General features: G+C 59.5%; 12 protein-coding genes. 2 read left to right on the top strand and 10 right to left on the bottom strand.

What is annotated here, in order from left to right; translation table 11 throughout:
• Positions 1-166 precede the first annotated feature (166 nt).
• From ycaC to ACZ0A4_RS04690, 3 genes are all read right to left on the bottom strand, one after another.
• Positions 167-793: an isochorismate family cysteine hydrolase YcaC gene (ycaC, locus tag ACZ0A4_RS04700; RefSeq protein WP_122661604.1), complete on the bottom strand. Its 627-nt coding sequence runs from the start codon at positions 791-793 to the stop codon at positions 167-169.
• 57 nt (positions 794-850) lie between these two features.
• Positions 851-1,534, bottom strand: coding sequence for an isochorismatase family protein (locus ACZ0A4_RS04695; protein ID WP_463573311.1), 684 nt, complete (start codon positions 1,532-1,534; stop codon positions 851-853).
• 86 nt (positions 1,535-1,620) lie between these two features.
• Positions 1,621-2,487, bottom strand: coding sequence for a pirin family protein (locus ACZ0A4_RS04690; protein WP_463573309.1), 867 nt, complete (start codon positions 2,485-2,487; stop codon positions 1,621-1,623).
• Between the two features lie 105 nt (positions 2,488-2,592).
• Here ACZ0A4_RS04690 and ACZ0A4_RS04685 point away from each other — a divergent pair, with 105 nt between their 5' ends.
• Together ACZ0A4_RS04685 and dkgB are read left to right on the top strand one after the other, a co-directional pair.
• Positions 2,593-3,501, top strand: a complete 909-nt coding sequence (locus ACZ0A4_RS04685; protein ID WP_463573307.1) for a LysR substrate-binding domain-containing protein — start codon at positions 2,593-2,595, stop codon at positions 3,499-3,501.
• 218 nt (positions 3,502-3,719) lie between these two features.
• On the top strand, positions 3,720-4,523 hold the full coding sequence (gene dkgB, locus ACZ0A4_RS04680) for a 2,5-didehydrogluconate reductase DkgB (RefSeq protein WP_463573305.1): 804 nt from the start codon (positions 3,720-3,722) through the stop codon (positions 4,521-4,523).
• Between the two features lie 11 nt (positions 4,524-4,534).
• Here the strand turns inward: dkgB and ACZ0A4_RS04675 are convergent, their stop codons facing one another.
• From ACZ0A4_RS04675 to ACZ0A4_RS04645, 7 genes are all read right to left on the bottom strand, one after another.
• Entirely contained in the window at positions 4,535-7,753 is a 3,219-nt protein-coding gene (locus tag ACZ0A4_RS04675) for a transporter substrate-binding domain-containing protein (RefSeq protein WP_463573303.1), read from the bottom strand.
• A gap of 10 nt (positions 7,754-7,763) precedes the next feature.
• Positions 7,764-8,390, bottom strand: a complete 627-nt coding sequence (locus ACZ0A4_RS04670) for a response regulator (RefSeq protein WP_463573301.1) — start codon at positions 8,388-8,390, stop codon at positions 7,764-7,766.
• Positions 8,391-8,525: 135 nt separating this feature from the next.
• The gene (locus ACZ0A4_RS04665; RefSeq protein ID WP_463573299.1) at positions 8,526-8,969 is read right to left on the bottom strand and encodes a chemotaxis protein CheY; all 444 of its coding nucleotides are present in this window, start codon (positions 8,967-8,969) and stop codon (positions 8,526-8,528) included.
• 186 nt (positions 8,970-9,155) lie between these two features.
• Positions 9,156-9,872 (bottom strand): MgtC/SapB family protein, encoded by a 717-nt coding sequence (locus tag ACZ0A4_RS04660; protein ID WP_007913384.1) that lies wholly within the window; start codon positions 9,870-9,872, stop codon positions 9,156-9,158.
• A gap of 143 nt (positions 9,873-10,015) precedes the next feature.
• Positions 10,016-12,715 carry a magnesium-translocating P-type ATPase gene (gene mgtA, locus ACZ0A4_RS04655; protein ID WP_463573297.1) on the bottom strand — a complete coding sequence of 900 codons (2,700 nt, stop codon included), beginning with the start codon at positions 12,713-12,715 and terminating at the stop codon, positions 10,016-10,018.
• A gap of 593 nt (positions 12,716-13,308) precedes the next feature.
• A complete protein-coding gene (locus ACZ0A4_RS04650) occupies positions 13,309-14,643 on the bottom strand; it encodes a lysine N(6)-hydroxylase/L-ornithine N(5)-oxygenase family protein (protein ID WP_463573295.1) in 1,335 nt (444 codons plus the stop codon).
• Positions 14,644-14,774: 131 nt separating this feature from the next.
• On the bottom strand, positions 14,775-15,257 hold the full coding sequence (locus ACZ0A4_RS04645) for a sigma-70 family RNA polymerase sigma factor (protein ID WP_042704912.1): 483 nt from the start codon (positions 15,255-15,257) through the stop codon (positions 14,775-14,777).
• Positions 15,258-15,324 lie beyond the last annotated feature (67 nt).

Below are 15,324 nucleotides of genomic sequence, written 5' to 3'. Positions count from 1 at the left end.
GGAGCAATTGATTTCAGAGGATGAACACGCCCGCAAAAACACCCCAAAACTAAATGTGGGAGCGAGCCTGCTCGCGAATGCGGTGGATCAGTCGAAGGTGCATTAACTGATACGACGCCTTCGCGAGCAGGCTCGCTCCCACAGGGGGACTGTGGTTTGGCTGGGATTATTTATCGTTGCTCAGGCTGTTGTAGCTGGTGAACAGGTTGCGGTAGTCCGGGATGTGGTTGGAAAACAGCGTGCCCAGCCCTTCAATGTCGTTGCGCCAGTCGCGATGCAGCTCGCAGGCCAGACCGAACCAGGTCATCAATTGCGCGCCGGCAGTGGACATGCGGTTCCACGCCGATTCGCGAGTCAGCTCGTTGAACGTGCCTGAGGCATCGGTCACCACGAACACATCGAAGCCCTCTTCCAGCGCCGACAGTGCCGGGAACGCCACGCAAACTTCCGTCACCACACCAGCAATGATCAACTGCTTCTTGCCAGTCGCCTTGATCGCCTTGACGAAATCTTCGTTGTCCCAGGCGTTGATCTGGCCAGGGCGGGCGATGTACGGCGCATCCGGAAACAGTGCTTTCAGCTCAGGCACCAGCGGGCCATTTGGGCCGGTTTCGAAACTGGTGGTAAGGATCGTCGGCAGTTTGAAGTACTTGGCCAGATCGGCCAGCGCCAACACGTTGTTCTTGAATTTGTCCGGATCAATGTCGCGCACCAGCGACAACAGCCCGGCCTGGTGGTCGACCAGCAGCACTGCGGCGTTGTTCTTGTCCAGACGTTTGTATTGAGTGGTCATTGCAGTAATCCTCGCGGGGTGTAGAGGCCGACGGGAGGTCGGCCTCAGGAGACTCGATCAGCGCTGGGAATCCAGCACTTCGTGTTCGTTCGCGACTTGCTGAGCCTTGAGGTAGCTCTCGATCAGCAATTGATAATGCGGCATGGCCTGGGCGTAGACAGCCGCCCACTGCTCGGCATCGGGACGGTTCCACGAGCCTTGCAGCTCGGAAAGCGTAGCCATGATGTCGATCGGCACCACCCCGGCCTGGGCCAAACGGGCAACGGTCAGATCAGTGGCGAGTTTCGAGTGATTGCCGGACGCGTCGACCACGGCGAACACCCTGTAACCTTCATGCACGGCGGCGATGGACGGGAATGCCAGGCAGACGCTGGTCAGGGTCCCGGCGATCACCAACGTCTTCTTGCCGGTAGCTTTGACCGCTGCGTGAAATTCCGGATTGTCCCAGGCATTGATTTCGCCTTTGCGCGCCACGTATTGCGCGTGCGGCGCCGCTTCGTGAATCTCCGGGATCAACGGCCCGTTCGGCCCTTGCGGCACGGAGGCGGTGGTGATCACCGGCATTTTCAGCAGCGTCGCGGCTTCGGCCAGTGCGATGGCATTGGCGCGCAGTTGTGGCACGTCCATGTCCTTGACGATCTGGAACAGACCGCTCTGGTGGTCGATCAGCAGCATCGCTGCGTCGCTGGCATCGATGGTCGGTTTCTGGCCGTCGAAGTTCGCTGCATTGACAGTGTTCATGTGCGTTTCCTCTTTTCTATAGGCGACAGCCATCCCTGGCCTGCGAACCGGCCTACGCGTCCTGTGTAGAGCGGAGTGGTGGTGCGTTAAGCGTGCATCTGGCCGAAGCGGCCGGACTGGAAGTCGGCGAACGCCTGGTGGATTTCCTGCTCGGTGTTCATCACGAACGGGCCGTGGCCGACGATCGGTTCGTCGATCGGCTCGCCGCTGAGCAGCAACACCACCGCGTCCTGGCTGGCTTCGAGCGTCATCTGATGGCCGTCACGTTCGAACAGCGCCAACTGCCCTTCGCGCACCGATTCCAGACCGTTGACCTGCACCGAACCTTTCAACACCACCAGCGCGGTGTTGCGGCCTTCATGCAGATCCAGCGTCAGCAACTTGCCGGCGTTGAGGCGCAAGTCCCACACGTCGATCGCTGTGAAAGTGCGCGATGGGCCGGTATGGCCATCGAACTCACCGGCGATCAGGCGCAGGCTGCCCGCGTTGTCCTTGAGCGCGATGCTCGGGATGTCGCTGTCGAGAATGGTCTGGTAGCCCGGCGCGGCCATTTTGTCCTTGGCCGGCAGGTTGACCCACAGCTGCACCATTTCCAGTTTGCCGCCGGTTTTAGCGAAGTTTTCCGAGTGGAACTCCTCATGGAGGATCCCGGAAGCAGCCGTCATCCACTGCACATCGCCAGGGCCGATCACGCCGCCGCTGCCGGTAGAATCACGGTGCTGCACTTCGCCTTCATAAACGATAGTCACAGTTTCGAAACCACGGTGCGGATGCTGACCAACGCCACGCCGTTCGGTAGTCGGGGTGAAATCGGCCGGGCCGGCGTGATCGAGCAGCAGGAACGGGCTGATGTGTTTGCCGAGGTTGTCGTAGGAAAACAGCGTGCGAACCGGGAAACCATCGCCGACCCAATGGCCGCGCGGGCTGGTGTAGATACCGATGATGTTTTTCATGGTTGTCTCCAATTGGGGTGAGTGATGCGATGGATTAAGCTTAAATCCATGACCATTAATGCACTAGACTGCAAAAATCAGCCTTAGCGTTCTATCTGGAGAACGATGGTGGAAGACCTCAACACCCTCTACTACTTCACTCAAGTGGTCGAGCACCACGGATTCGCTGCCGCCGGGCGGGCGCTGGACATGCCCAAATCAAAACTCAGCCGGCGCATTGCCGAGCTTGAGGAGCGTCTCGGCGTACGTCTGCTGCACCGCACCAGCCGTCATTGTTCATTGACCGAAATCGGCCAAGCCTATTACCAGCGCTGCCTGGCCATGCGCATTGAAGCCGAAAGCGCCGCCGAACTGATCGAACGCAACCGCTCCGAACCGCAAGGTCTGGTGCGCCTGAGTTGCCCGACGGCGCTGCTCAATTCGTGGGTCGGGCCGATGCTCACGCGCTACATGCTCAAGTACCCGCTAGTGGAGTTGTTCATCGAGAGCACCAACCGCCGGGTCGATTTGATTCACGAAGGATTCGACATTGCGCTGCGAGTGCGTTTTCCGCCGCTGGAAAACACCGACATGGTCATGAAAGTGCTCGGCAATAGCATGCAATCGGTGGTCGGCAGCCCGGTATTTGTCGAACGCCTGTCATCACCGCCCTCGCCTGCTGACCTCAATGGCTTGCCGAGCCTGCATTGGGGGGCGGCACAGCGCGAATATCAGTGGGAACTGCTCGGGCCGAATGACAACACGGCGCTGATTCGGCATACGCCGCGGATGGTCACCGATGACTTGATTGCCTTGCGTCAGGCGGTGATTGCCGGCGTTGGCGTGGCGCATTTGCCGAGTGTGGTGGTGCGTGAGGACATTGCCGCCGGACGCGTCGTGGAATTGATTCCGGGCTGGGCGCCGAAGTGCGGAGTGGTGCATGCGATCTTTCCGTCGCGGCGCGGGTTGTTGCCGTCGGTACGTACGTTGATTGATTTTCTCGGCGAAGAGTTTGCCCACAGCGACATTGCCTGAATCGGCGGTGCGCCCTTCGCGAGCGAGCTCGCTCCCACAAGAGCACGCATTCCAATGTGGGAGCGGCCTTGCTCGCGAAGGGGCCAGTCCGGTCAACACATATCCCACATTTGATTCATGACTTCTGATCAACAGTGCTTTGCCCCACCAGCGGTTTTTCTCAACGATGCAGACACGGATACTCCTGCCCATTCCCACTGCAACCCCTGGAGTCTTTCATGTCTGTTCCCGCTTTCGGCCTTGGCACGTTTCGCCTGCAAGGCCAGGTCGTCATTGACTCAGTGAGCACTGCCCTCGAACTCGGCTACCGGGTCATCGACACCGCGCAAATCTACGAAAACGAAGCTGATGTCGGCCAAGCCATCGCAGCCAGCGGCATCCCGCGTGAAGCGCTGTTCATCACCAGCAAGATCTGGGTCGCCAACTTCGCCAAGGATCGCCTGATCGACAGCCTCAAGGACAGCCTGGAAAAACTGCAGACCGACTACCTCGACCTGACCTTGATTCACTGGCCATCGCCGGAAAACCAGGTCCCGGTCGAAGAGTTCATGGGCGCCCTGCTGGAGGCGAAGCGCCTGGGCCTGACCCGGCAGATCGGTGTGTCCAACTTCACCATCGATTTGATGAAGCAGGCGATTGCTGCAGTCGGTGCAGAAAACATCGCCACCAACCAGATCGAACTGCATCCGTTTCTGCAAAACCGCAAGGTGGTCGAGTTCGCCCGCCGCCAAGGCATCCACATCACCTCCTACATGACCCTCGCCTACGGTGAAGTGCTGAAAGATCCGCTGATCCAGCAGATCGCCGAACGCCTGCAAGCCACCCCGGCGCAAGTCACCCTCGCCTGGGCGATGCAGTCGGGCTGCGCGGTGATCCCGTCGTCGACCCAACGCGCCAACCTGCAAAGCAACCTTGCCGCCAAGGCGCTGACCTTGAGCGATGCCGACATGGCGCTGATTGCCACACTCGATCGCGACCATCGCCTGACCAGCCCGAAAGGCATCGCGCCTGACTGGGACTGACCTGACACGCGTCAGCTTTGCAGACGTTGCGCGAGGCCGGCCATGGCCTCGCGCAACGTATCGCTTGCCATGCCCAACGGCGCCGCGTGCGCTTCGCGACATGCCTGTTCAAGCTCGATACACGCCGCCACCACCCGCGCGGCCCCGACCATCTGCGCCCCACCCTTGATGTGATGAGCCAGTTCGCGAAGCCCCGCGCGATCCTGCTCTTGCTGCAACATATCCAGACGTTGCAGATCGAGGTGCAAGCTGTTCAGCACCTCCTTGCGTAAATGCTCGATCAAGCCACGATCATTCCCGGCCATTTGCTCCAGGGCGCTCAGATCGATCTCCGCCAATGCTGGCATCGCGCTGGAGGCCGCCGCGATGTCGCAATGACTGGCCGCCGTCAATGCCTGCGCCAGATCGTGCAAGCGGATCGGTTTGAACAGGCACTCGTCCATGCCGGCCTTCAGGCACCGCGTCCTTTCCTCGGCCTGCGCGTTGGCGGTAAAGCCAAGAATCAGGCAAGGCTTGCGCCCGGCAATCGCTTCTTCTTCACGAATGGCCTGCGCCAGCTGATAACCGTTGCGCCTCGGCATATTGCAATCGGTGATCACCACATCGAACGCTTGCGTGCGCCAGCGCTCCAGACCTTCATCTCCGTTCTCGGTGTCGACCGTACGATGGCCGAGTTCGCTCAATTGCCAGCACAGCAAGAGACGGTTCACCGGGTGATCGTCCACCACCAGCACACTCAGTGAACACGCAGCAGCAACGACTGCTTGCGGGGGTGTCGGGGTCTGAGCGAGGGCGGCCAACAGCGGCAGTTCGAGACTGACTTCGACTTGTGTTCCCTCGCCCGGCGCACTGTCGAGCCGCAGCGTGCCGCCCATCATTTCGCAGAGGCTGCGACTGATGACCAGGCCCAGCCCGGAACCGCTGCGTGCCGACTGCGAGTGATTGCTCGCCTGCACGAACGGGCTGAACAAGCGCCGCCGATCGTCGTGGCTGATCCCCACCCCGCTGTCCTCGATCCGCACTTTCACGGCCAGTGTTTCTGTCACCGCTGCGCTCACCACCAGCCGCAGACTGACCTCACCCTCTTCAGTGAACTTGATCGCATTGCTCAGCAGATTCGACAGCACTTGTTTGAACCGCGTCGGATCAATCAGCACATCAACGTTGCTGCGGGGATCCAGTTCGATGTGCCACAGCAAGCGCTTCTGCCGCGCCAGCCCTTCAAACACCCGACACACTGACACCACCAGTTCGCCCAGGTTGGCGCGTTCGGGCGCGAGGGACAAATGCCCGGTCTCGATTCGAGCAATGTCGAGAATGTCGCCGATCAACGCCAGCAATTGTTGCCCGGCATTGGACGCTACCTGAATCGCCAAACGATCGGTCACACCCTCTTCTGCGCGCTTGAGGGCCAGTTCGAGCATGCCGATCAAGGCATTCATCGGCGTGCGGATTTCGTGGCTCATGGTCGCCAGAAACGTGGTTTTCGCCCTATTGGCATCGTCTGCTGCGTCCTTGGCTTCCTGCAATTGTCGCAACCATTGCTGGCGCCGGCGAATCTGTTGGCGCTGAAAAACGATCCAGGCCAGTGCAAGCGCCAGCAACACCGCTGCACCGGCAAAACCGAGGAGAATCTCGCGACGATGCTGTAACCAATAACTGCCTTCTACCACTACATCGTGGCTCCAGCGCTCAACCAGTTCGTCCATCTGTTGCGGGGCAATGCTCAACAGCGCCTTGTTCAGGATCGAGTGCAGGGCCGGCATCTGCGGGGCCGTCGCCAACGCAATGCGCGCCGGTTGATCGCCGATAGTGCCAGTAACGCGCAGGCGCTCGCGGTAGTGACGTGCGATCAGAAAGCGCGCCACCAGCAACGAGCTCACCGTGGCGTCGACTTGGCCTTTGGTAATCAACGCCATCCCTTCGGCCGGGCTTTTGACTTCGATCAGACGGATGCCCGGTACCCGTTCCAATAGATATCCGCGCAACGGGTGGCCGCGATAAATCGCCAGCCGTTTACCGGCCAGGTCATCAAGGTTGAGCGGCCCCTGCGTGGTGATGGCACTGACCAGCACAAATGGATTGTTCAGATAGGCGCGGGTAAATTGCAGTTCGATTTCACGCTCGCTACTCGGCGTCACCACTGGCAACACATCCAGTTCCCCGGCCTTGAGCTGTTCGATCTGACGATCCAGCGACGCCCCGCGCACAATCTCGAAGTTCAACCCGCTGCGCTGGCTGATCAAACTCAGCAATTGCGCCGTCAACCCACTGAAACGGCCATCGGCATCGAAAAACGTCAGCGGTGCGAAATCTTCGATGGCACCGACCCGAATCAGTGGATGCTGATCCAGCCACGCCTGCTCACTGGCACTGAGCTGCACCCGCGACTGCTCAGCCATCTCGGCAAGGCCAGCGCTCCAGCGCTGTTCGATCCGTTGGCGACGCTCCATGGGAATGGCCGCCAACGCCTGGTCGACGATGCGTTTGAGGCGCACATCGCTGCGCAGCAGGGCGAACGCGAACGCGTTGGCATCCAGCCCCGCCGGGCCGGACAGTTGCAGATCGTTACGATAATTGGTGTTGATCAAGTAGTTGGCACTGATGAAGTCGCCCAGATACACATCATCCGCGCCGAACGCCACTGCCCCGAGCGCATCCATTGCCGAGGGATAACGCCGCACGCTGGCCTGGGGATAGAACGCTTGTACGCTCGCCAGTGGCAGATAGTCCTCGACCATGGCCAGGCGCTTGCCCGCCAGATCGGTCGGCAACGGCTCTTCGAGTCGAGTCACCAGCATCGGTTGGTCTTCGGCGTAGGCACGGGACAGGATAAAGTCCGGATCGGCGGCTTCAAAACTGTTGGAGGTCCCCAGCAGATCGAGATCGCCGTGCTTGAGTGCCGCCATCACCGCATCGCGGTTGGCAAAACGCTGCACTTCGATGCGCACGCCGAGCAACTGCGCCAGCAGATCGGCGTAATCCGCGGTGAGCCCTTCAAGTTCATGCTGATTGCGAGTGATCTCGAACGGTGGGTAATCCGGACCGGAAACGCCCATGCGCAACACTGGGTGCTGACGCAGCCATTGCCGGTCCTGTTCGTCCAGGCGCAACCGGGCGTTTTCCGGCCCGCTGCGGGTCAGCACCTGCAGCACCTGCGGTGTGTCACTCGCCCAGCAGGTGGCGATCAGACTCAGCCACAGCCAGAAAACCTGCCATCCCTGCTTCATTTGCGATCGCTCAGATCACATGATTGCGCTTGGCGAAATCGCGCAAGTGCACCGCTGAGCCGACCCCGAGTTTTTTCATCAGCCGGGTTTTATAGGTGCTGACGGTTTTGTGGCTCAAGTGCATGTCCGCTGCAATCGCCTTGTTGGTATTGCCCTGCCCCAATTGCTGGAAAATGCTCAACTCACGGTCGGAAAGCTGATCGATCATCTGTTTTTCGGTGGTTTGCACGGCATTCAACGTGCTGAAACTTTCCGGGAGCGAGGAGAAATAGGTATGGCCCGACATCACCGCCCGAATGGCGTTGCGCAGTTGCTCCAGTTGATTGGTTTTGGTTACGTAAGCCATGGCCCCGGCCCGCACGCAGCGATCCTGATAGAACATCGGTTCGTGCGTGCTGAACACCAGCACGCGGCAAGCAAAATCATTGGCCTTGATCCGGGCAAGAACCTCCAGCCCGCCGAGTACCGGCAAATTGAGATCGAGTATCACCAATCGAGGCTGGTGTTCCCGAATGAGCGAAACCACCTCGTTGCCTTGGGACGCCTCGTGGATCTGCTTGAATCCCAAGGCTTGCAACACGATCCGGATGGCGGCGCGCACCACTGGATGATCGTCGACGATCAGCGCTGACTTCATGGCCACTCCCGGTGCAAAGTCTGACGAACAGGCCACCGATGGGGGCTGATCCAGACTCAGTGGCTGCGCAGGGACTGTTACATGGAACGGCGGGCACATCACCTGTCAGACCTGACAGTTGCAGCCAGTGTTTTTTTATGCATGAGCAGCGATTTTTACCGTTGAGTGTGGCTGGCAGGCTGACAAGAGTTGCCGCCTCGCGGGTGTATCGACCAACGCCATCAACTGACTGATCGATTGTTTTGAGGGCAGTGTCAAATGGCTGACTTGCACATTTTCCTGGGCGAAACCCGAGGCCTGTTGTAACGGCGCTGTGGATTCGTTGTAGACCAACGCCTGACGAACCTGCGGGTTATCCAGGAAAAAACCCAGCAGATCCAGCGAGCCTGCGGCCAGTTCGGCATTGATGACCACCGCATCGAACGGCTCGCAACCGTAGTCCACCAGCGTCAGCAATTCAGTGAGGCTCTGTGCCGGAGCCACGCGGTAGTAATCGAGGCTGTTGAACACGCGCTCGATTTTCATTCGGTGGAAATGCTGCGTGTCGGCGATCAGGATGCGCAGGGCTTTATTGATCATTGTCAGTCTCCCGGGGTCACGGTTTCTGGGTGCGGCAAGACTACGCAAGCTCCGTGGTGGGTTCTGTAGGAATATTCCGAAAAACACTGTTATTGATCGCAGGCTCACCGAGCCTGACCATCACTCGACGCTTTAATGACCGTCTGAACCCCTGGAAGATGAAGCGCGGTTTATTCAGTAGTCCTTTTATTCAGTAGTGCTAGGACTCCAGAACGCCTGCACTACCAGCGCCGATGTGGAAATCCGCGCTACCAGTGCGTCGAGTTCATCGCCATCAACCGACGTTGTCGCCAGTGTCGCTTCAATCTCGATTTCATCGGCGCCAAACGCATGCACATCGACATCACTGGCCGGGTAGTTGCTGCGCTCAAGCTCGGCCTCGAGCAAGGCGAACACGGCGGTTTGCTGTGAGCGCCGGGCGATGACGTAGACGATGTTGGTGACTTCCGCCGAGACCACGTCCAGTGGCTGGCGGTTGATGTTGTTGACGATCGGCCGCAGCAAGGTATTGGCGGCGAGGATGAACAGCGTGCCGAGTACCGCTTCGGCAAGCAGATCGGCACCGGCACAGGCGCCGACCGCCGCCGAAGTCCATAGGGTCGCGGCGGTGTTGAGGCCGCGCACGTTGCCCTCTTCGCGCATGATCACCCCGGCGCCGAGAAAGCCGATGCCGGAGACCACGTAGGCAACCACGCGCACCGCGCCTTCGGCACCGGCGAGACGGTTGGCCATGTCGACGAAAATCGCCGCGCCGACGGCGACCAGTACGTTGGTGCGCAGGCCGGCGGTGCGTTGCCGGTATTGGCGCTCGAAACCGATCAGGCCGCCGAGGATGAACGCGGCGCTGAGGCTGACGAGGGTATCGAGCAGCGAATCGAGGTTGAGGTTGTTGATGGCTTGCATGATGAAATCCTTGCGAACACAGAGCCCCCTGTGGGAGCGAGCCTGCTCGCGAAGGCGTTTTTTCAGTCACAGCTGTAGTGGCTGACACTCCGCTTTCGCGAGCAGGCTCGCTCCCACAGGGGGGAAATAGTTTTGCAGTGCTGTTATTGCCAGCCGAACCGGCGGATGTAGAAGCCTTTTACCGCCTGGGTCAGCGCCATGTACGCCAACAAAATCACCGGCAGGAACACGAAATACAGCGAAGGCAGCGCCTGCAGTTTGAAGTAGTGCGCCAGGGGCCCCATCGGCAGGAAGATGCCGACCGCCATGATGATCCCGGTCATGACCAGCAGCGGCGTGGCTGCACGGCTTTGCAGGAACGGAATCTTTGGCGTGCGGATCATGTGCACGATCAGCGTCTGGGTCAGCAACCCGACCACGAACCAGCCGGACTGAAACAGGGTCTGGTGATCCGGGGTGTTGGCATCGAATACGTACCACATCAAGGCGAACGTGGTGATGTCAAAGATCGAACTGATCGGGCCGAAGAACAGCATGAAGCGGCCGACGTCGCCCGGCTGCCAGCGTTGTGGTTTTTTCAGCATTTCCTCATCGACGTTATCGAACGGAATGGCGATCTGCGAAATGTCGTAGAGCAGGTTCTGCACCAACAGGTGCATCGGCAGCATCGGCAGGAACGGAATAAACGCACTTGCCACCAGCACCGAGAACACGTTGCCGAAGTTGGAACTGGCGGTCATCTTGATGTACTTGAGCATGTTGGCGAAGGTGCGCCGCCCTTCGAGCACGCCCTCCTCCAGCACCATCAGGCTCTTTTCCAGGAGGATGATGTCGGCCGCTTCCTTGGCGATGTCCACCGCACTGTCCACGGAAATACCGATGTCGGCGGTGCGCAGCGCGGGTGCGTCGTTGATGCCGTCACCCATGAAACCGACCACGTGACCGTTGCCTTTGAGGATGCGTACGATGCGCTCCTTGTGCGACGGCGTCAGTTTGGCGAAGACATTGGTGGTCTCTACGGCGACCGCGAGCTCGGCATCACTCATGCGTTCGACGTCGTTGCCCAGCAGCAGGCCTTGTTGCGCCAACCCGACTTCGCGGCAGATTTTCGCGGTGACCAGTTCGTTGTCACCGGTCAGCACCTTCACCGCCACGCCATGTTCGGCCAAGGCTTTCAGCGCGGGCGCAGTGCTTTCTTTCGGTGGATCGAGGAACGCCACGTAACCGATCAGCGTCAGTTCCTGTTCATCGGCCAGGCTATAAACTTCGCGACCTTCGGGCATCGAGCGAGCGGCCACGGCCACCACGCGCAAGCCTTCAGCGTTGAATGCTGCGGTGACCTGACGAATCCTGGTCAGCAATTCATCGCTCAAGGCTTCATCGATATCGCCATGACGCACGCGGCTGCACACCGCCAACACTTCTTCCACGGCCCCTTTGCAGATCAGTTGATGCGGCTGGCCTCGCCCTTCAACCACCACCGACATGCGCCGACGATTGAAGTCGAACGGGATCTCATCGACCTTGCGAAACGCGGTACCGACTTTCAGTTCACGGTGGATTTCCACGTGTTCCAGTACCGCGACATCCAGCAGGTTTTTCAGGCCGGTCTGGTAGTAGCTGTTGAGGTAAGCCATTTCCAGCACGTCGTCGGAATCTGCGCCCCAGACATCGACATTGCGCGCGAGGAAGATCTTGTCCTGGGTCAGCGTGCCGGTCTTGTCGGTGCACAGCACGTCCATGGCGCCGAAGTTCTGGATGGCGTCGAGGCGTTTGACGATGACTTTTTTGCGCGACAGAAACACCGCGCCTTTGGCCAGCGTCGAGGTGACGATCATCGGCAGCATTTCCGGCGTCAGGCCGACGGCAATCGACAGCGCGAACAGCAGTGCTTCAGTCCAGTCGCCCTTGGTGAAACCGTTGATGAACAGCACCAGCGGCGCCATCACGAACATGAAACGGATCAACAGCCAGCTGACTTTGTTGACGCCTTGCTGGAACGAAGTCACTGCGCGATCGGTAGCGCCAACCCGTTGGGCCAACGCACCGAAATAAGTGCTGTTGCCGGTGGTCAGGATGACTGCCACAGCGGTACCGGACACGACGTTGGTGCCCATGAACAGGATGTTGTCCAGCTCCAGCGGATTGCGCGTGTCGCGATCAGTCTGACACGGAAACTTCTCCACCGGCATCGATTCACCGGTCATCGCCGCCTGACTGACAAACAGATCCTTGGCGCTGAGCACGCGACAATCGGCGGGAATCATGTCACCGGCCGAGAGCACGATCAGGTCGCCCGGCACCAATTGTTTGATCGGCAATTCGGCGCGTGGCGCGTCTCGGCGCATGACGGTGGCGGTGTTGCTGACCATGGCTTTGAGCGCATCGGCGGCCTGGTTGGATTTGCTCTCCTGCCAGAAACGCAGCAACGTCGACAACACCACCATGGAGAAAATCACCACAGCGGCCTTGAGGTCTTCGGTCAACCACGAGATCACCGCCAACAGGGTCAGCAGCAGGTTGAACGGGTTTTTGTAGCAGTGCCACAGGTGAATCCACCAGGGCAGCGGCTGCTCGTGTTCGACTTCGTTGAGGCCGTATTGCGCACGCAGCGCATCGACTTCGAAATCGGTCAGGCCATCGGAGTGCGTGCCGAGTGAAGACAGCAATACGCCGCTGTCGCAATGCGCGGCATCGACCAGGGTGTTGGCCAGCGTGGGTGGGACTTCACGGCTGACCGTGGTGTCGTTGATCGATTCCAGCAGTGCCAGGCGACGGAAGTGCCGGGCGATGTGGCGGGTCCGCAGAAAACCTGCGAAGAATTCCTTGAGCGTAAGTTTCATGGCTGTTGCCCCTATGGTCAGCCGGGAAACCGTCAAGCAGGTACGGCCGCGCCTCGTCCGCCGGAAAAACCGGCACGGCAAGGCCTGGCGCGCCGGTCAGAAAAGACGGGCGTGTCGATAGGGCTGCGATCACGACTGTGCAGTCGAAATCACGCTCTGTTCAGCGTCGATGAGAAGGACGTCTAGACATGACCACGGACGGGTCATGCACGGGATGCCGCTGCTCGCTTTTACGGCGAGACAACGACAGAGAAAGTCTGCGCGTTATCTTGCCGAGAATCTGCCGGTTACCGAGACCGGCCGACAACTGTCACTCGAACAAGTACCCACTGTGGGTCTCCGCTATTGATGAAAACGCGCGAAGCTTACGCCCCGATGCCTGGAGAGTAAACCCGCAAAAGGCAGTGCGTCGGGGAATGTTGGGGATGTTCAGGAAGGGTTCAGGATTCGGATTTCAGGGTGCTTTTGACGGCCCCTTCGCGAGCAAGCTCGCTCCCACATTGGATCTTCATCTGACACAGAATCTGTGTTCACTGAAAATCCCCTGTGGGAGCGAGCTTGCTCGCGAAAGCGGTATGTGAGGCGCTAAAAAATCAGCTGGCAGTCGCCAACAGCAGATCCGCCATCGAACGATGCCCACGGTTCTTGCCATGCTCGTACAGCGAGCCGGCAATCTCATCCGCACGAATCGGCAGCACCGACAGCAACGTGTCGCTCAGACCATGGCTGGCCTGGCAGAAGCCCTGCATGTAGATGCCGGCCTTGCAGCGTTCGTCGGTGATCAGTTTGTAGTTGCGATCAACCTCGAAGTCACCCAGGTACTCTTCCAGCGGTGCCAGCAGTTTGCGGTGCATCTGCCGTTCGTAACCGGTGGCCAAAACAACAGCGTCATAATTGCGCACGGTGACTTCGCCGGTGGCGTTGTTGCGCACGGCCAGTTCAATACCGTTTTCGGTCGCGGTAGCGCTCTCGACAGTGGTCAATGTGCGGAACGCATGACGGGCAACCCCGGACACCTTCTGACGATAGAAGATGCCGTAGATGCGCTCGATCAGGTCGATGTCGACTACCGAATAGTTGGTGTTGTGGTACTCGTTGACCAGACGCTCACGCTCGGCGCTGTTCTGCTGGAACACCAGGTCGGTGAACTCCGGCGAGAACACTTCGTTGACGAACGGGCTGTCGTCCGCAGGTTTCAGGGCCGAACCGCGCAGGATCATGTCGACCTGCACCGACGGGAACGAATCATTCAGGTCAATGAACGCTTCCGCCGCGCTCTGCCCGCCACCGATGATCGCGATGCTCATTGGCTGATTGTTCACGCACGGCTGCTTGGCCATTTGCGAGAGGTATTGGGAATGGTGGAACACACGGCTGTCGCCCTTCAGCGCCTTGAACGCCTCCGGAATGCGCGGCGTGCCGCCGGCGCTGACCACCACCGAACGGGTGGTGCGCACATGCTGCTGGCCATCGCTGCCACGGGAAATCACGCGCAGCGCTTCAACCTGATGGTTGTGCAGCACCGGCTCGATGGTCAGCACTTCTTCGCCGTAACGGCTCTGCTCGGTGAACTGCCCGGCGACCCAGCGCAGGTAGTCGTTGTACTCCATGCGGCACGGATAGAAGGTGCCGAGGTTGATAAAGTCGACCAGACGACCGTGGTACTTGAGGTAATTGACGAACGAGTATGGGCTGGTCGGATTGCGCAGGGTGACCAGATCCTTGAGGAAGGAAATCTGCAACTCGCTCTGCGTCGACAGGGTGTTGCCGTGCCAGCTGTAGTTGGCCTGCTTGTCGAGGAACAGCACATCCAGCTCGCCCTGGGTCGGGCCGCGCTCTTGCAGAGCGATGGCCAGCGCCAGGTTCGAAGGGCCGAAACCGACGCCGATCAGGTCGTGAACGATGGGCGATGCAATTGCCTGTGTCATTTCCAGTGTCCTCTGGATGAACCCCTCAACGCGGGGATAAAGCCTGGGTGGCCTGACCGGCCTGAATCAGGTCAGCAGGTCGTCTGTTGAGTAGGAACGAGGACGATGAACGGAAATTTAACCAGCAAGGATCAATGGGCGTCCCATTGTTTGATCCGCAAGCGGCAATGTTTCATGGCGTTGACGATGTGTTTTTCTACCAACGCCTTGGAAATTCCGAGGTGCTCGGCAATTTCCGGGTGGGACAGACCTTCGATCTTGCGCAGCAGAAAACTTTCCCGGCAGCGCGGCGGTAACTCGGCCAGTGCGCGCTGGAGCATTTCCAGGCGTTGACCATGATCGAGAGTGCCATGGGGCGACGGGGTGAAATAGCGTTCTTCGCTGTCCAGCACATCAAGCGATTCGACCTGACGCAGGGCGTTGCGCCGATGATCGTCGATGACCAGATTCAATGCCGTGCGATAAAGGAACGCTCGCGGTTGTTCGATCGGCGTGTCGCTGGAACGCTCCAGCACCCGCACATAAGCGTCATGCACCACATCTTCGGCAACCTGACGGTTGCCCAGCTTGGCGTTCAGGAAACACACCAGCTCGCGATAGTAGTTTTCCAACATGACTCCCGACCGCATCGATGCAGTTCCTGTCCTTGAGCACACTGATTCGACCACGGAACCCGCAGTA

The sequence above is a fragment of the Pseudomonas sp. AC172 genome, assembly GCF_979258595.1.
Note: the sequence above shows the minus strand (reverse complement) of the source record. Positions and strands in the feature narration are given on the sequence as shown.